This is a genomic window from Robertkochia marina, assembly GCF_004799345.1.
GTDB classification, from domain to species: domain Bacteria; phylum Bacteroidota; class Bacteroidia; order Flavobacteriales; family Flavobacteriaceae; genus Robertkochia; species Robertkochia marina.
Genome location: NZ_SSMC01000004.1, coordinates 206,821 through 224,144, shown reverse-complemented (window position 1 = coordinate 224,144; position 17,324 = coordinate 206,821). Strand labels below are relative to the sequence as shown.

The 17,324-nt window shown below is 43.4% G+C and carries 18 protein-coding genes and 2 tRNA genes; 7 read left to right on the top strand and 13 right to left on the bottom strand.

Annotated features, from left to right (window positions below):
- Positions 1 to 1,014, bottom strand: a complete 1,014-nt coding sequence (locus E7Z59_RS14730; RefSeq protein ID WP_136337116.1) for a quinone-dependent dihydroorotate dehydrogenase — start codon at positions 1,012 to 1,014, stop codon at positions 1 to 3.
- A 114-nt stretch (positions 1,015 to 1,128) separates the two neighbouring features.
- Between E7Z59_RS14730 and pepT the strand changes: the two genes are divergently transcribed.
- Both pepT and E7Z59_RS14720 read left to right on the top strand, forming a co-directional pair.
- Entirely contained in the window at positions 1,129 to 2,370 is a 1,242-nt protein-coding gene (pepT, locus tag E7Z59_RS14725; RefSeq protein WP_136337115.1) for a peptidase T, read from the top strand.
- Positions 2,371 to 2,454: 84 nt separating this feature from the next.
- Positions 2,455 to 2,958, top strand: coding sequence for a YdeI/OmpD-associated family protein (locus E7Z59_RS14720; RefSeq protein WP_199287191.1), 504 nt, complete (start codon positions 2,455 to 2,457; stop codon positions 2,956 to 2,958).
- A 36-nt stretch (positions 2,959 to 2,994) separates the two neighbouring features.
- Here E7Z59_RS14720 and yajC read toward each other — a convergent pair whose 3' ends face one another.
- The 4 genes from yajC to E7Z59_RS14700 all read right to left on the bottom strand — a co-directional run bounded on the left by yajC (position 2,995) and on the right by E7Z59_RS14700 (position 6,006).
- Positions 2,995 to 3,285, bottom strand: a complete 291-nt coding sequence (gene yajC, locus E7Z59_RS14715; protein ID WP_136337114.1) for a preprotein translocase subunit YajC — start codon at positions 3,283 to 3,285, stop codon at positions 2,995 to 2,997.
- Between the two features lie 37 nt (positions 3,286 to 3,322).
- The gene (locus E7Z59_RS14710; RefSeq protein ID WP_136337113.1) at positions 3,323 to 3,778 is read right to left on the bottom strand and encodes a DUF1573 domain-containing protein; all 456 of its coding nucleotides are present in this window, start codon (positions 3,776 to 3,778) and stop codon (positions 3,323 to 3,325) included.
- A 93-nt stretch (positions 3,779 to 3,871) separates the two neighbouring features.
- Positions 3,872 to 4,813: a transcription antitermination factor NusB gene (gene nusB, locus E7Z59_RS14705; RefSeq protein ID WP_242015687.1), complete on the bottom strand. Its 942-nt coding sequence runs from the start codon at positions 4,811 to 4,813 to the stop codon at positions 3,872 to 3,874.
- An 89-nt stretch (positions 4,814 to 4,902) separates the two neighbouring features.
- Positions 4,903 to 6,006: a Leu/Phe/Val dehydrogenase gene (locus E7Z59_RS14700; RefSeq protein WP_136337112.1), complete on the bottom strand. Its 1,104-nt coding sequence runs from the start codon at positions 6,004 to 6,006 to the stop codon at positions 4,903 to 4,905.
- Positions 6,007 to 6,145: 139 nt separating this feature from the next.
- Here E7Z59_RS14700 and E7Z59_RS14695 point away from each other — a divergent pair, with 139 nt between their 5' ends.
- The 4 genes from E7Z59_RS14695 to E7Z59_RS14680 all read left to right on the top strand — a co-directional run bounded on the left by E7Z59_RS14695 (position 6,146) and on the right by E7Z59_RS14680 (position 11,990).
- Complete coding sequence (locus E7Z59_RS14695; protein WP_136337111.1) at positions 6,146 to 7,906, top strand: ABC transporter ATP-binding protein; 1,761 nt, start codon at positions 6,146 to 6,148, stop codon at positions 7,904 to 7,906.
- A 74-nt stretch (positions 7,907 to 7,980) separates the two neighbouring features.
- Positions 7,981 to 8,370, top strand: coding sequence for a PUR family DNA/RNA-binding protein (locus E7Z59_RS14690; RefSeq protein WP_136337110.1), 390 nt, complete (start codon positions 7,981 to 7,983; stop codon positions 8,368 to 8,370).
- 74 nt (positions 8,371 to 8,444) lie between these two features.
- A complete protein-coding gene (locus E7Z59_RS14685; protein ID WP_136337109.1) occupies positions 8,445 to 10,952 on the top strand; it encodes a M14 family zinc carboxypeptidase in 2,508 nt (835 codons plus the stop codon).
- A 573-nt stretch (positions 10,953 to 11,525) separates the two neighbouring features.
- The gene (locus tag E7Z59_RS14680; RefSeq protein ID WP_136337108.1) at positions 11,526 to 11,990 is read left to right on the top strand and encodes a DUF4440 domain-containing protein; all 465 of its coding nucleotides are present in this window, start codon (positions 11,526 to 11,528) and stop codon (positions 11,988 to 11,990) included.
- 2 nt (positions 11,991 to 11,992) lie between these two features.
- Here E7Z59_RS14680 and E7Z59_RS14675 read toward each other — a convergent pair whose 3' ends face one another.
- Together E7Z59_RS14675 and E7Z59_RS14670 are read right to left on the bottom strand one after the other, a co-directional pair.
- On the bottom strand, positions 11,993 to 12,331 hold the full coding sequence (locus tag E7Z59_RS14675; RefSeq protein WP_136337107.1) for a tRNA-binding protein: 339 nt from the start codon (positions 12,329 to 12,331) through the stop codon (positions 11,993 to 11,995).
- Between the two features lie 11 nt (positions 12,332 to 12,342).
- Positions 12,343 to 12,645 (bottom strand): phosphoribosylpyrophosphate synthetase, encoded by a 303-nt coding sequence (locus E7Z59_RS14670; RefSeq protein ID WP_136337106.1) that lies wholly within the window; start codon positions 12,643 to 12,645, stop codon positions 12,343 to 12,345.
- Positions 12,646 to 12,809: 164 nt separating this feature from the next.
- Between E7Z59_RS14670 and E7Z59_RS14665 the strand changes: the two genes are divergently transcribed.
- On the top strand, positions 12,810 to 13,367 hold the full coding sequence (locus E7Z59_RS14665) for a thioredoxin family protein (RefSeq protein WP_136337105.1): 558 nt from the start codon (positions 12,810 to 12,812) through the stop codon (positions 13,365 to 13,367).
- 154 nt (positions 13,368 to 13,521) lie between these two features.
- On the opposite strand, the gene E7Z59_RS14660 is transcribed toward E7Z59_RS14665, so the two are convergent.
- The 6 genes from E7Z59_RS14660 to proS form a co-directional block, all read right to left on the bottom strand.
- Positions 13,522 to 14,070 (bottom strand): YfiT family bacillithiol transferase, encoded by a 549-nt coding sequence (locus tag E7Z59_RS14660; protein WP_136337104.1) that lies wholly within the window; start codon positions 14,068 to 14,070, stop codon positions 13,522 to 13,524.
- A 68-nt stretch (positions 14,071 to 14,138) separates the two neighbouring features.
- On the bottom strand, positions 14,139 to 15,071 hold the full coding sequence (locus tag E7Z59_RS14655; protein ID WP_136337103.1) for a peptidylprolyl isomerase: 933 nt from the start codon (positions 15,069 to 15,071) through the stop codon (positions 14,139 to 14,141).
- A gap of 128 nt (positions 15,072 to 15,199) precedes the next feature.
- Positions 15,200 to 15,454 carry a 30S ribosomal protein S20 gene (gene rpsT / locus E7Z59_RS14650; RefSeq protein WP_136337102.1) on the bottom strand — a complete coding sequence of 85 codons (255 nt, stop codon included), beginning with the start codon at positions 15,452 to 15,454 and terminating at the stop codon, positions 15,200 to 15,202.
- Positions 15,455 to 15,526: 72 nt separating this feature from the next.
- A tRNA-Glu gene (locus E7Z59_RS14645) sits at positions 15,527 to 15,598 on the bottom strand.
- 63 nt (positions 15,599 to 15,661) lie between these two features.
- A tRNA-Glu gene (locus E7Z59_RS14640) sits at positions 15,662 to 15,733 on the bottom strand.
- An 84-nt stretch (positions 15,734 to 15,817) separates the two neighbouring features.
- Positions 15,818 to 17,293: a proline--tRNA ligase gene (gene proS, locus E7Z59_RS14635; protein WP_136337101.1), complete on the bottom strand. Its 1,476-nt coding sequence runs from the start codon at positions 17,291 to 17,293 to the stop codon at positions 15,818 to 15,820.
- Positions 17,294 to 17,324: the final 31 nt, after the last annotated feature.

Here is a 17,324-nt window from a genome sequence, read left to right as displayed (position 1 = left end):
TTAATCCAGTAGTTTCTTATTGATAGCTTTGATCAGGGCCGGCCCTTCATAGATGAAGCCTGTATAGAGCTGTACCAGGTCTGCCCCGGCTTCGAGCTTAGCAATAGCATCATCAGCAGAGTGGATACCGCCTACCCCGATGATCGGGAAAGCTTTATTACTTTTTTCTGCAAGAAAGCGTATCACCTCTGTAGACCTGTCTGTTAATGGCTTACCGCTTAATCCACCGGTTTCTTCCTTATTTCCATCCCGCAAACCTTCTCTTCCTATGGTGGTATTGGTAGCAATAACCCCGGCAATTCCGGCATCGCTTACAATATCAATAATGTCGGTTAATTGATCTTCATTGAGATCAGGAGCTATCTTAAGTAAGATAGGTTTTGGCGTTTCCTTTTTAGCATTGAGTGATTGAAGCGTATTCAACAGGTTGGTCAGCGGCTCCTTATCCTGAAGCGCTCTCAGGTTAGGAGTATTCGGGGAGCTTACATTAACTACAAAATAATCTACGTGATCAAACAGCGCATTGAAGGCAAGAATGTAATCATTGACCGCCTGTTCATTAGGAGTCACCTTGTTCTTACCGATGTTACCGCCAATAAGAACACCCTTATTCTTTTTTAATCGCTCTACTGCCTCTTCGACTCCACCATTATTAAAACCCATTCGGTTGATGATGGCCTGGTCGGCTTTCAGACGGAACAATCTCTTTTTAGGGTTCCCCGGCTGAGGCTTTGGTGTCAGGGTGCCGATCTCTATAAATCCGAAACCAAAGTCAGAAAGCTCATTAAACAATTTTGCATCCTTATCAAAACCCGCGGCTAATCCAACCGGGTTCTTGAATTTTAATCCGAAAACCTCTCTTTCCAGCCTTCTATCCTCCACCCGGTAACAACTCCTGATAAGGGCAGGAATGCCCGGAATACGGTGAAATAACTTAACGGTGCTAAAGGTAAAATGGTGAACTTTTTCAGGATCAAATTGAAAAAGCAACGGACGAATCAGGGATTTATACATGTAGCGCTGAGTTTGGGCAAAAATAAATGAAACCTGCTACATAATGAAGCTTTTTTGAAGGATTATACCCATAATAACTGGCTATGAAATAGTATTTTTGGAAAAACTTTTCCGATGAAAAATATCAAAGATCGATTTATAAGCTATGTCACCATAGACACCCAGAGCGACCCGGATTCTGAGACCACTCCAAGTACCAAAAAACAATGGGATCTGGCCAATAAATTGGCTGATGAACTCCGCGAGATGGGTATGGAAGACGTCACCATTGATGAACACGCCTACATCATGGCTACCCTGCCTTCTAATGTTGACCATGAGGTTCCCGTGATCGGTTTCATTGCTCATTTTGACACCACCCCCGATTATTCCGGAACCCATGTAAAACCACAGATCATAGAGAATTACGACGGAGGAGATATCCGCCTTGACAAAGAGGGAGAGATGATCCTTTCTCCTGACTACTTTGAAGACCTCAAACTCTACAAGGGGCAAACCCTGATCACTACAGACGGTACCACCCTGCTCGGAGCCGATGATAAGGCCGGGATCACAGAGATCATGAGTGCGATGGAATACCTTTTGGAACATCCGGAGATCAAACACGGGAGCATCAGGGTAGGTTTTACCCCGGACGAAGAGATCGGGAGAGGGGCGCATAAGTTCGATGTTGAAAAATTCGGAGCAGACTGGGCCTATACCATGGACGGTTCCCAGATCGGTGAATTGGAATACGAAAACTTCAATGCTGCCGGGGCTTCTATACGCTTTAAGGGAAAAAGTGTTCACCCCGGATATGCTAAAGGCAAGATGAAGAACTCCGTGCTTTTTGCCCATGAATTCCTCGCTGCCTTACCTGAGAATGAAGTACCGCAAAAAACAAGCGGCAGGGAAGGATTCTTTCACTTTTACGAGATCAACGGCGACGTTGAACACACCGAAGTAAAAGGCATTATAAGAGACCATGACAAGGACCTTTTTGAGGGCAGAAAGAACCTGCTCAAAAAGATCATTGACGACCTCAACTCCAAATACGGTGCTGTTGCCACACTGGAGATCAAAGACCAGTATTTCAATATGAAAGAAAAGGTAGAGCCTGTAATGCATATCGTAGATATCGCAGAACAGGCTATGAAAGCCATTGGTATAACCCCCATCATAAAACCCATAAGAGGAGGTACCGACGGTTCTCAATTATCATATATGGGACTCCCCTGCCCGAACATCTTTGCCGGGGGACATAATTTTCACGGCCCTTATGAATACGTTCCGTTGGAAAGTATGGAAAAAGCCACCGAAGTCATTGTAAAGATCGCCGAACTTACTGCGGATAGATATCGAAACGAAAAGCGGTGAAAAGCGTAGACACTTATATCGAAACACATGTTCAATGGAGTGAAGGGCTGAAACTCCTGCGCCGGGCATTGAAGAAACAACCTTTTGAAGAGCATATTAAGTGGGGGGCTCCGGTATATACTGCTTACGGCAGAAACCTGGTGGGGCCTGTCTGCATTTAAACACCATTTCGGCATCTGGTTTTTTGAGGGCGCCACCCTAAAAGATACCCGGGGCGTTTTGCAAAATGCCCAAAAGGGTAAAACAAAATACATGCGTCAGTGGAAGTTTACTGATGTAGGGCAAATAGACCTTGCCCTGGTAGAGGAATACCTGGAAGAAACTTTGAAATGGGCCGAAACAAATCCTGCCCCTACTAAAAACAAAGTAACTGCAAACTCAAGTCTTCAGGTGCCTCCCCTGCTGAAAGAAGCACTGACTTCTGATGATGAATTGAAAAATGCTTTCGAGGGGTTTACGCCGTTCAAGCAAAAAGAGTTTGCCGAGTACATTGATGAAGCAAAAAGAGACGCTACGAAACAAAAGCGACTAAACAAGATCAGGGATATGATCCTGAAGGGGGAAGGTCTTAATGACAGATACCGATAAAAAAAGCACCGGGAAAATACCGGTGCTTTTTTTTTATTACTTCTTCTTTGGTGTTGAAGGATTGAGTTTTTGAGAAAGCTCAAGCGACAAGGCCGATCTTTCAAACTTCATTTTCCCGGCCATGGTTTCAATGATACAGGTTTCATCGTCTCCAAGGTCAACCACCTTACCGTGAAGTCCGCTTTTGGTTATTATACGGTCTCCTTTTTTTAATTCTTGTGAAAATTTCTTCTCCTGCTTTTGTTTCTTGATCTGCGGACGGATCATAAAAAAATACATTACCGCAAAGATCAGAATAAAGGGAGCAAATTGATTTAATGCCTCCATTAAAATAGTTGATATAATTATTATTCAGGCAACTTAATTACTGCGCAGGCTGAGCCTCTACGAAAGCTTTGATCTTAAGCTGCTCAGTTCCTTTTTCAGTATTGGCAATAATACGAACCGTTTTAGTAACCTCGTTCATACCGCTTCCGTTGAACTTTACAAGGATCTCACCACTCTCTCCCGGTGCGATAGGTTCGTTCTTAGGATACTCCGGAATCGTACATCCGCAGCTGCTGCTGGCGTCAGTGATCACCAAGGGAGCATCTCCGGTATTGGTAAAAGTAAATACCTTTTCTACTGCCGTACCTTTGGCAATGGTTCCGAAATCGTGCTCAGTCTGATCAAAGGTCATGGCAGGAACTTTGGCATTCGCCTCGTCTCTCTGCTGGGCCATTTCTACGTTTTCGCTCTTGATCTTTGATGATGCATCGTCTTTGCACGAAGTGAAAGCCATTAGGGCTACCATTCCTGACAATAAAATCGCTCTTTTCATAATTGTATAGAATTGATGTTATTGATTATTTAATTGTATACGTTCTAAAGGGTTAATCAAAACCCCGGAGGCCAAATGTAAAGAATTATTTCATTACATCAAGCCACGCCCTACCTTATTTAGAGAATTGTTGGCCTGGTATTCCTTTACCAGTTTATCAAGTATACCGTTGATAAAAATGCTGCTTTTAGGTGTAGAATACTCCTTGGCGATCTCCAGGTATTCATTAATGGTTACCTTCACAGGAATTGAGGGAAACTTCAGGAATTCACATATGGCCATCTTTAACAGAATACTATCCATTTCAGCAATACGCTCTGTATCCCAATTAGGTGTTTTCCCTTCTATTTCCTTTTGAATGGTCTCATCGTTGAGAATGGTCTTTCTGAAAAGATTTTTGGCGTATTCCATATCATCGGCATCCTTATATAAGGAAGGCATAAAATAATCTTCACCGGCATTCTCTTTCAGCTTCTTGATCATTTTCAGGATCAGTGTATTTACCAATGGGAGGTCGTCGATCCAGGTAAGCTTTTTATCTTCCAGGTGTTCAAAAAGCTTGTCATTAGGGGCTATGATCTCCTGATATAGATCATGGATAACACGCTTATCCTCTTCAAAGCTGTTTTGACCCGAGCTCATATACTCCTTAAAAACACTACTCTCCTTGATCTCATTCCAAAGAATTTTCACATACTCATCATCGAGCTCCCAGCTTAAGGACCTGTTATCGAGCTTTTCCTGCAACCCCTCATCTTGCCGCAGCCGGTTTAGCAAGGCATTATCTATGAACTTGCGATTCGGGTTCCTGTCTTCGTTGGTGGCCAGGTATTTTTTTTGTGAAAGAGTAAGTTGTTCTTCAGCAAGTTTTTGAATCTCTACAAGCAATGCCAGCAGATAAAGGTAGAGGCCATACATATTTTCCATACTCGCATTGAGGAATTTCTCTTCCTTTTTCAAATCAGATTCACGGGCCTGTACAAAAGCATAGATCGACTGCATTACCTTCACTCTGATGTGTCTCCTTGTTAACATATCTGAAAGAACTTATGATGATAAAAAATTAAGGCGAAAGTCATTCCAACTTTCGCCTTGCAAAAATAAAACTATTTTAGAAACCCCTCTTATTTTTTGGCTTCCATTTTTCTTTTATCAATACGCTCCTGAGCAATGCTCAAGGCTGATTCATGAGTAGTACACCCGTTGAGTTCAGAGTGAGCGAAAATGTCCAGGGTTGTTTTGTAGATCTTCTCGGTCTTTCTCATGATCTCATGCTTCCCGTAACCTTCCAATTCGGCATACACATTAATGATACCTCCGGCATTGATCAAAAAGTCGGGAGCGTAGGCAATACCTCTCTCCTTAAGCATGGCCCCGTGACGAAATTCATCTGCCAATTGGTTATTAGCTGCACCGGCAACCACCTTAGCTCTTAACTGCCCAATGGTCTCATCATTCAGGGTGGCTCCCAAAGCGCAAGGTGCATAGATATCTACATCGGCATTATACACTTCATTCGCTTCGACGATACCGGCTTTGTATTTAATACTCAGGTCAGACAAACGCTCCTGGTTAATATCTGAAATAAACACACGAGCCCCTTCATTGGTCAGGTAGTCAACCAGGGTTTCACCCACATGGCCAATTCCTTGTACCAATACTTTTTTATCCTCAAGGCTGTCGTCGCCGAACTGATATTTGGCTGCGGCCTTCATCCCCATAAACACCCCATAGGCGGTAATAGGCGATGGATTACCCGCTCCCCCTTTTTCTTCAGAGATCCCGGTCACATAAGGAGTAACTTCTCTTACTGTATCCATATCGGCTGTTTCCATCCCTACATCCTCTGCAGTAATGTATTTTCCACTTAGAGAGTGAACGAATTCTCCGAATCGCTTCATTAATTCCGGTGTTTTCTGAGTCCTGGCATCACCAATGATAACGGCTTTACCTCCACCAAGATTCAATCCGGTAATAGCTGATTTATAGGTCATTCCCCTCGAGAGTCGAAGTACATCATTCAAGGCCTCCCACTCACTATTATAATTCCACATACGGGTACCACCCAAAGCCGGCCCCAACACTGTATTATGAATCCCGATTATTGCCTTTAAACCTGTATCTTTGTCCTGGCAAAAAACAACCTGCTCATGATCATTGAATGAAAGCTGACCAAATACCGGGTCAACTTTTTTGATATCAGCCGAAGCTATTACATCTGAAACCATTTTGAATAATTTATTTGGTTTGTTAAATTTTCACATTCGTAAAAAACTAGAACAAAAATAAATGATATTCCAATATGAAGTCCTGTTTCAAACTCCATATTGCATTATTATCAATAATAAGCTGTTTTGACCAGATACTATGAAAGAACTTCGATATATTAACAAATTCTTTAAGAAATACCGTTGGAAATTGCTCATTGGAGTGATTATCACCATTATAGCCAGGGTGTTTTCTCTGGTCATGCCGGAGTATGTGCAGTATTCTGTAGATGCTATCGAATCCTATTTGCTCAATAACACCCAGGATCTTGATGCCGTAAAAGCCACGCTTCTTAAAAATATTCTGATCATTATCGGTTCTGCCGCCTTGTCTGCCTTGTTCACCTTTCTTATGCGGCAAACCATTATCAATGTTTCCCGTTACATTGAGTTTGACATGAAGAATGAGGTGTTTGATCAATACGAAAAATTAAGCTTAGGATTTTACAAGAAGAACCGTACCGGAGACCTCATGAATCGCATTAGTGAAGACGTAGGTAAGGTACGCATGTACGGAGGGCCGGCTCTTATGTATAGTATCCAGACCCTGACCCTGTTTGCCTGTGTGATCCCTCTAATGTTTTACACCGCCCCTAAACTGGCACTCTACACCCTGATACCTCTGCCTTTTCTTTCGGTGCTCATCTATAGGATCAGCCGTATTATTCACGTGAGAAGCACCAAGGTACAGGAGTTCCTCTCCGAATTATCCACTTTTACCCAGGAAACCTTTTCAGGGGTTTCAGTGATTAAGGCATATGGTATTGAAGGGCGCATTAATGGTGAATGGAACACCCTTGCCAACAAAGGAAAAGATACCAGCATGTCTCTGGCTAAGGTGAATGCATGGTTTTTCCCATTAATGATCCTTTTGATCGGTATCAGTAACCTCTTTGTCATATATATAGGTGGTATTCAATACATCAACGGAGAGATCGCCACTACCGGCGTCATTTTGAAATTCATCATCTATGTTAACATGCTCACCTGGCCGGTAGCCACTGTAGGTTGGGTAACCTCCATTGTGCAAATGGCAGAGGCATCTCAAAAAAGGATCAATGAATTTTTGCAGGAAGAACCTGAGATCAGCAATCCGGAAACTCCTGCTGTCGACATTGAAGGGCATATCGAATTTCGCAATGTCAGCTTTACGTATGACGACACCAACATTACAGCCTTAAAAAACGTCAGCTTTTCTGTAGATCCCGGGGAGACCCTGGCAGTAATTGGAAAAACCGGAGCAGGAAAAAGTACCATTCTTGAACTTGTGGCCCGCTTATATGACCCAACTCAGGGTGACATCCTGATTGACGGACACCCCATTCAAGAGGTAAACCTCGACACTCTCAGAGAAAGTATAGGCACCGTACCCCAGGATGCATTTTTATTCTCTGACACTATCGGAAATAATATTCGCTTTGGTAAAGCAGACGCCTCAGAACAGGAAGTAGTGGAAGCGGCAAAAATGGCTGCAGTTCACAATAATATTGCTGAATTCACCAAGGGCTACAACACTGTTCTAGGTGAAAGAGGAATTACCCTGAGTGGTGGGCAGAAGCAAAGGGTTTCTATCGCCCGGGCCCTGATCAAAAATCCGAAAATTTACCTCTTCGATGATTGTTTATCGGCAGTTGACACAGAAACAGAAGAAGAGATCCTGGGCAATTTGAAGAGGGTAGCCAACAGTGTAACGACCATTATCGTTAGCCATCGTATCTCTTCAGCAAAAAATGCAGATAAAATTCTGGTCCTTGATAATGGCGAAATTAAACAGCAAGGTACTCATGCTCAATTAATAAGCGAAGACGGCTATTATAAGGAACTTTACTTAAGCCAATTGTCAGAAAAAGAAAACTTCTGAAAATATTGGTATATTTCGTTTTTTTTTCCATTTTTGGTTTTGTTAACATTTAATTAAACCACTTAAGAGAGATTATGAGCGATAAAGGTTTTGCAGAGAAAGATGAGATTTTCTCTAAAGTTTTAAGAGCCGGAAGAAGGACATATTTCTTTGATGTAAGAAGTACTAAAGCCGGTGATTATTACCTTACCATAACAGAGAGCAAGAAGTTCACTCATGACGATGGATCTTACCACTACAAGAAACACAAGATCTATCTCTACAAAGAAGACTTTGATGCTTTTAGAGACATCCTCGAAGAAATGACACAATATGTGATCGATGAAAAGGGAGAGGAAGTTATTTCTGAACGTCACCAAAAGGATTTCAAAAAAGAACGTACTGCCCTTTCTGAAGAAGAAGAAACGGTCAATGAAAGTGTCACCGCTGAAAAATTCAGTGACATCAGCTTTGAAGATCTCTAAAGAACATACATATCTTATAAAAGCCGCCTTTTTTAAAGGTGGCTTTTTTTGTTAAATAACCACGAAAAGAAATCATGAAAAGACTTACTACCCTATTTCTAAGCCTTTGCGGTTTTATTACTACAGCGCAAAACGCTCCCGACCTGGATTATTACCTGCCCGGAAACACTACCTACAATGAGAACATCCCAACACCGTCTGAAGTGATCGGTCATAAAGTGGGAGAATGGCATGTAACCCATGATAAACTCATGAATTATATGTACCGCCTGGCCGGGGTATCAGATCGTATTGCTATTGAGAACAGAGGAAGCACTTATGAAGGCCGCCCGATTCTTCTTTTAACGATCACCTCCCCGGAGAACCATGCAAACCTTGAAAACATCAGGCAAAATCACCTGGCACTTACAACGGGAAACAGCAAAGCTTCGGTTTCAGATATGCCGGTTGTAGTATACCAGGGTTTCTCCATACACGGGAACGAGCCCAGCGGATCTAATGCCGCCCTGGCCCTCGCCTATTACCTGGCAGCTGCTCAAGGCGAAGAGATCAATACAATGCTCAACAATACCGTTATCCTGTTTGACCCAAGTTTTAACCCTGACGGACTACAGCGTTTTTCCTATTGGGCAAATACCAACAGGGCGCACAACCTGAATGCCGACAATAATGACAGGGAATATCACGAGGTATGGCCGGGAGGAAGAACAAATCACTACTGGTTTGACCTGAACCGTGACTGGCTTCCGGTACAATTACCTGAAAGCCGTGCTCGAATTGCCACCTTCCACAAATGGAAGCCCAACATTTTAACCGACCATCATGAAATGGGAACGAACAGCACCTTCTTCTTTCAACCCGGAGAACCTATGCGTGTGCATCCATTAACCCCCGATCTTAACCAGAAACTTACCGCTTCCATCGGTAAGTACCATGCTGATGCCCTGGACCAGATCGGATCTCTTTATTATTCTGAGGAGAATTACGACGATTATTACTATGGAAAGGGGTCTACCTTCCCCGATGTTAACGGAGGTGTGGGGATCTTATTCGAACAGGGAAGTTCTCGCGGACATATTCAGGAAAGTGAGAATGGTACCCTGACCTTTCCTTTCACCATCAGAAATCAATTCACCACAGGTTTGTCGACCCTCAAAGCAGCAAATGCCTTGAGAGAAGACCTGCTTACCTACCAGAGAGATTTCTACAACCAGGCATCTAAAGAGGGGGAAAACTGGATCTTTGGAGATTCAAAAGATGCAGCCAAGACTTTTCACCTGGCAGAGATCCTTGATCGTCATGAGATCGATCTTTATGAGTTATCAGAAAGTGTGTCCGTAAACGGTAAAACGTACGAGCCGGGTTACAGTTACGTGATCCCGAAAACACAGAAGAACGGCAGGTTGGTACAGGCCATGTTTGAAAAACGAACCACCTTTAAAGACAGCCTTTTCTACGATATCAGCGGATGGACATTTCCTCTGGCCTTCAACGTTGACTATGACCAGGTAAAATCAGTTCCCGGAAATGCCGTTAAGGCCGCTCCTGAATTAAAGACAGGAGGGGTAGACCAAAAAGGTAATTATGCCTATCTCTTTGAATGGCATGAATATTATACTCCTAAAGCGCTGAACGAGATCCTCAATGCCGGACTAAGGGCGAAGGTCGGGAAAACCCCGTTTGAGCTTGAAGGCAGGAAATACGATTATGGGACTATTATGGTACCCGTTCAAAACCAATCAATGGATGCGGATGCCATTTATGAAAAACTAAACACCATTGCTAAAAACAGCCATATCAATATTTATGGCGTTAACAGCGGATTAACCCGTGGTATTGACCTGGGAAGTAATGATTTTGAGGCCCTGAAACCTCAAAAGATAGCGATGCTCGTAGGAGAGGGTATCCGGTCTTACGACGCAGGAGAGATCTGGCACCTGTTTGACCAGCGTTATGATATCACCCTGACCAAACTCGATCTGAGCTATTTTAACCGTACCGATATTTCTGAATACACCACCATCATTGTACCCAGCATAAACGACTGGGCCATCGACGAGAGAGGCGTTACCAAAATTAAAGAATGGGTTCAGGATGGCGGAAACCTGGTAGGATTCAGAAACAGCGTGGAATGGATGGAGAAGAAAGGCTTGCTGAAGGTGACATTCAAAAAACATGAGGAGAAGCTTAAAGCCAAGAACATCAGCTTTGAACAGGCAGAGGACTTCAGAGGTGCCCAGGTTACCGGTGGAGCTATTTTCCAGACAAAAACAGACCGTTCTCATCCGTTGAACTGGGGCTATAAGAACAATGAGGTTGCTATGTTCCGTAATACCAATATTTATATGGAAGCTAATGAGCAAAGCTATAATAATCCTATGCTTTACACCCAGGACCCTCTTTTAAGCGGCTATATCTCTGAAGAGAACCTGGAGCTTCTGAAAAACAGCGCACCCTTCCAAACCAATAGTCTCGGAAGAGGCCAGGTAAGTGGATTTACCGACAACACCAACTTCCGCGCCTTTTGGTACGGAACCAACAAGCTGCTTATGAACGCGATCTTCTTTGGCAAGATCATGTAAATCAGCTTTTACTGAAAGCTAAAAAAGGCATTCCTTGAGGGATGCCTTTTTTTATTCCAATCTTCAACTAATACTGCCGCTTATAAATATTTAATTTTTCATGAATGATTAGCCTTACTTTTTGCATTGCCCTCCCGAAGCGTCGGGACCGTAAGGGCTCACGAACACCTCTAAAACAATAGAAATGTTGTGAGTAAAAAAGTAACAAAAAAGTCTAGTCCTGGTTCTTCGGCCATCCGCTAACGATTCGAAGCCTAAGCCAGCTGAACCTGCCTACAGGCAGGCTCACCACGCTTTCAGCGTGGCTTAAACAGCACCTGGTTTTTCACGGCTACTTCATCAAGCGGGTCCTGGCCTGCCAGAACCTGAGGACGGCTTTTTTTTATTGAGAGGAAAACTAAAACAGATTGCTTGAAACCGCCACCTACAATATCAGCAGTTCTTCCTGTCTGTACAATACAAACCGATCCGAGAAGCAAACAAGGAAGATTAAAAAGCCCTTAAATATTGATGAAACCGAAAAACATCACGAAAAATTTTCTGTAGCTTAGTACAAGTCATAAATATAAGGCCATGAAGATCTTTTATACTTTTCTTTTTATCGTAACCCTCTCCTTCCAAAGCTTTGCTCAGACTACTGAAGCCAAAGACAAAGAAAGCATCGAGCAACTTATAAACGACACCTTTAACGATATCTGGTCTGACCTTAGCACAGAGGCCATTAGCAAACATCACACCGAAGACTTCCTCCTTCTTGAGCATGGAGAATTATGGAATAACGACACCATAGCCAGGTATCTTGAGCAGTACAAACTGCGAAAAACACCCCGGGAGCGGGAGAATATTATTGAAATAATCGAAACAAAAATATTTGGTGACCGGGCCTGGACCGCCTACCATAACCGGGCGGTATTTACAGAAGATGGTAAGGTAGTACGAAAAGCGTATTGGCTGGAAAGCGCCACAGCCATAAGAACAGAGGAAGGATGGAAACTTGACATGCTCCATTCTACCAGGGTAGAAAACGACACAGAATAAGCTTAAAGAATTCGGAGTCCGTTAGCAACCAACCGCTCCGGCCTGAGTAATACCACCCCTTTCGCATCGCCCACAGCACCCAGCACCAAACATTCACTGTTAAAATTTGCGATCTGTTTAGGCGGAAAATTAACAACCGCTACCACCTGCTGTCCTAAAAGATCGTAGAGATCGTAGATATCAGTGATCTGGGCAGAAGATTTTCGAACCCCCAATTCAGGGCCGAAATCGATCTTGATCTTGTAGGAGGGGTTTCTGGCTTCGGGAAAATGTTCAACCGCCACCACGGTACCCACCCTTATATCAACCTTTTCAAAATCACTCCAGGATATTCTTTCCATAAGCTTCGCTATTAATGCATTTTTAACTTATCAAGCATTTCCTGTGAGATCTGTCCGGAATACGCACCATAGGCATCCACCAAAAGTCCCTTTTCTCCATTATCGGTCTCTATCACATACAGTACTGAACTATCATCGGGGTTGGTCCTCCCTTCAAACCTGTAGTATTTCACCACTCTAAGTTCATGAGGCTCATGCACAGTACCTGCCTCCTTATTTTCCAGAACTTCCTCTTTCAAATTATAGTCATGGGTATACCCTTCCTCTTTTAATGCCGTAATAGCCACCGAAAGACTCTCATATGAATTTTCCATACATTCTCTTATTAATTTTGACTATCAGGAAGTTACGAAACATTCTAACCCTGCCCAAAATTAACAGCGTACGATCATGATTTTTATGATCAGGAAAGGATGTTTAATTTTAGTATGTAAAGAATAATTGTATCTTAAGAAAAAGTGTAAAAAATAAAATCATTATGGCGAGAACAGAAAGTAATATGCTACCCCTTGGAACCAAGGCTCCGGATTTTGAACTTCAAGACACCATCTCCGGAAAAAAATTAAAACTAAGTGATGTATATGGGGAAAAGGCCACAGTAGTCATGTTTATCTGTAATCATTGTCCGTTTGTAAGACATATCAACAAAGGTATTTCCAAATTAGCCAAAGACTATACCGACAAAGAGGTGGGCTTTGTTGCCATTTCCAGCAATGATGTTGAAAATTACCCGGAAGATGCTCCTGATAAGATGAAACAGAATGCAGAAGATCACGATTTTATTTTCCCCTACCTCTATGATGAAACCCAGGAAGTTGCCAAAGCCTATGATGCTGCCTGTACTCCTGACTTTTATGTATTCGATGATCAACTGGAGCTTATCTACCGCGGGCAATTTGACGATTCAAGACCCGGCAACAGCATGCCTGTAAGTGGCCGCGACATTCGCACAGCCCTTGACGCTACCCTCATGGGCACAAAGACCTATAAAAAGCAAAAACCTTCCATTGGTTGTAACATCAAATGGAAATCATAAGGTTTCAATACTTTTGAATACGCCCGTTCAATTAGAACAGAAGAAGAAAGGCATGTCACCCTACGGGTTATGGAAGGTTGCGACATTTAATTCAAACTCTTCTGATGAGAACTTTTTAGCTCTATCCCCTGCTTAGAAGCTTCTTCACGCCTCATTAAGAGACCCAGCCTTTTCTCGCCAACAAATGGTTCACATGAGCCAGGTGATGGCGGGAATGCCAGCTGTATTGACATACTAACTGAGCCAAGGTTATCTCCTTATCAAACCCGGGATGAAAAATGGAGCGTTTCCATTGTTCCGGGTTGAGGTGTTTTAAAGCCAAGACCCATTTTGCGTGAAGTGCCCGAAGCATGGTCATACTCGGTTCAACAGGAGTACCATCTACATCGGCTAATGTTGCCCAACGATCTTCCTTATAGGTTCTGATCCTGGGGGTATCTTCGGTTAGCCCCCATTTAAAGCGGATATAGGCATTGGTATGGCTGTCTGCCACATGATGAACCACCTGCCTGATGGTCCACCCCCCGGGCCGGTAAGGCGTATCCAGCTGCTCATCAGTAAGAGATTTCACTGTTTTTTCAAGATTGGAGGGAAATACCTCAATAACAGCTATGGCAGCCTGTATTTCCTCTTTTCCGGGCGCTTCAGGCAATGCAAACCTGCCTATAGGGTATTTAAGTTCTTCAAGTTGTTGATCTTCCATAAGAATAAAAAAAATCCTGTTACCTAAAGATAAGGCAACAGGATTTTATATAAAATGTAAGGTCGTTTTTATTTGACGTTCACCAATTCCACATCAAAGATCAGTGTAGCATCAGGTGGGATAATACCTCCGGCCCCTGATCTGCCATAGGCAAGATGCGATGGTATTACGAACCGGGCCTTATCCCCTACCTGGAGGAGAGAAATACCCTCATCCCAACCTGAGATCACCTGCCCCATTCCCAGCTTAAACTCTATAGGCTGATTTCTGCGGTAGGAAGAATCAAAAACCTGTCCGTTATCCAGCTGCCCCTTGTAATGAACCGCTACCGTATCTCCCTTGGTTGCTTTGGCACCGTCTCCTTTTTGAATGATCTTATAACGCAATCCGCTCTCGGTCTTTTCAAAACCTGCAGCTAGTTTTTCCAGGGCCTCTTCGGCTCTTTTCTTCTCTTCAGCTATGCGCTTCTCACGACTTTTCTCAAAGGTTCTGAAGGCCTCAATAGCATTCCACTCTTCTGCTTCCTTTCCAACTCTTACGATCTCCAGGCTCTTGATCAGATCGCCTTGAGCAATGCTGTCTACAACCTCCTGACCTGACTCCACAAAACCAAACACGGTATGTTTGTTATCCAACCATGGGGTGGCTACGTGAGTAATAAAGAACTGGCTACCGTTAGTTCCGGGTCCTGCATTGGCCATAGAAAGCACTCCCGGCCCTTCATGCTTCAGCTCAGGATGAAATTCGTCATCAAACTTATAACCAGGGTCTCCGGTTCCTGTACCTAATGGACATCCTCCCTGAATCATAAAATCATTGATCACCCTGTGAAACTTCAACCCGTCGTAATAGGGTTTTCCCTGAGGTCGTGCTGAATTTTCAAGATTCCCTTCGGCAAGAGCCACAAAGTTACCTACGGTTCCCGGTGTCTTATCATGAGTAAGCTTTACCAGGATCTCCCCTTTATCTGTATTAAATTTCGCGTATATCCCGTTTTGCATATGCTGATATTTTTTTAAACGTTGTGCAAAGTTAACATATTCTCCGGATGCACAGGCCGGGCAACTTCCATAAAAAAACGCCCTCCGGCAAGGAGAGCGTTCTCAAATTGTATTATTGTCAGAATAACTTATGCAAGTGCATTAACTCGCTTTGTAAGTCCTGATTTCAAGTTCGCAGCTTTATTGCTGTGAATAATGTTTCTTTTTGCCAGCTTGTCGATCATAGCAACAACTGAAGGAAGCATTGTAGCAGCTTCGTTCTTATCTTCTGTATTACGCAGCTTCTTGATCGCATTACGAACAGTTTTGTGCTGGTATTTATTTCTTAAACGAACCGCTTCGTTTCTTCTGATTCTCTTTAACGCCGACTTGTGATTTGCCATCTTTTCCTGTTTGTTTAATCAGAGGTAGAATAGCTAACTTCTATTCTACATAAATCGTTTTACAAATTTTTGTAGTCCGTAGGGGATTCGAACCCCTGCTACCAGGATGAAAACCTGGCGTCCTAACCCCTAGACGAACGGACCATCCAATCCTTTTCAGGATTTCCACCATTGGTGGCGGGTAATAATCAATATACTTAATCTTCGTAGTCCGTAGGGGATTCGAACCCCTGCTACCAGGATGAAAACCTGGCGTCCTAACCCCTAGACGAACGGACCAATTTTTCTTGATTGCGGATGCAAAAATACAAACAATTTTAAATGCTGCAAGTACTCTTTTGTTTTTTTTGCATTTTTTTTCTCCTAGTAGGCTTTTGCAAAAAGCACCCGTATTTTAGATGGTTTTCCACTGTATACACAAACCCCTTCTTCTTCCCTGGCATTCAGCGGAATACAGCGTATAGTTGCTTTTGTGAGCTCTTTGATCTTGTCTTCCGTCTCCGGAGTGCCGTCCCAATGAGCAGAGAGAAATCCGCCCTTTGACTCTAAAACCTCCTTGAATTCTTCAAAGGAATTGACCTCGGTTATATGAGACTCCCGGTAGTTCAGAGCCTTATTATAAATATTCTCCTGGATCTCTTCCAAAAGACCCACCACGTGGTCAACCACAGCATCAGCAGCAACCGTTTGCTTCTCGAGCGTATCTCTTCGAGCCACTTCAAAGGTTTGGTTCTCCATATCACGCATTCCGATACCCAGCCTGACAGGTACCCCTTTCAACTCATACTCATTAAATTTCCAACCGGGTTTATGAGTATCCCGGTTGTCAAACTTAACCGACACCCCACGATCCCGTAAGTCTTTAACAACCCCTTCTACCCTTTCAGAAATAGCAGCCAGCTGCTCTTCGCCTTTATATATAGGAACAATAACCACCTGAATAGGCGCTAGTTTAGGCGGCAACACCAATCCGTTATCATCACTATGGGTCATAACCAGAGCTCCCATGAGTCGGGTTGACACCCCCCAGGAAGTTGCCCAGACATACTCCTGGTTTCCTTCTTTGGTGGCGAACTTTACATCAAAAGCCTTGGCAAAGTTCTGCCCCAGAAAATGAGACGTACCGGCCTGCAGAGCCTTTCCGTCCTGCATAAGTGCCTCGATACAATAAGTCTCCAGGGCTCCTGCAAATCTTTCACTCTCGGTCTTCAATCCCTTCACAACAGGAACTCCCATGAATTTCTCGGCAAATTCTGCATAGATATTCATCATCAGTTCTGCCTCTTGAATAGCTTCTTCACGGGTGGCATGAGCTGTATGCCCCTCCTGCCACAAAAATTCTGCAGTTCTCAGGAACAATCGCGTTCTCATTTCCCAACGTACAACATTGGCCCATTGATTCACCAGTACGGGCAGATCCCGGTAAGACTGTATCCATTTCTTATAAGTATCCCAGATAATGGTTTCACTGGTAGGGCGCACAATAAGCTCTTCTTCCAGTTTAGCCTCAGGATCAACGATCACCCCGCTGCCGTCTTCAGCATTCTTCAAACGGTAATGGGTAACCACTGCACATTCTTTGGCAAAACCCTCTACGTGAGCGGCCTCCCTGCTCAGGTAAGATTTCGGAATAAACAACGGGAAATAAGCATTCTCATGTCCTGTTTCCTTAAACATGCGATCAAGTTGCGCCTGCATTTTTTCCCAGATGGCATACCCATAGGGTTTGATCACCATAGATCCGCGAACCCCTGAGTTTTCAGCAAGGTCGGCTTTGACAACCAACTCGTTATACCATTTTGAATAATCTTCAGATCGCTTTGTTAATTTCTTACCCATTTACTTCAGTTTGGCACAAATCTTGAGTCCT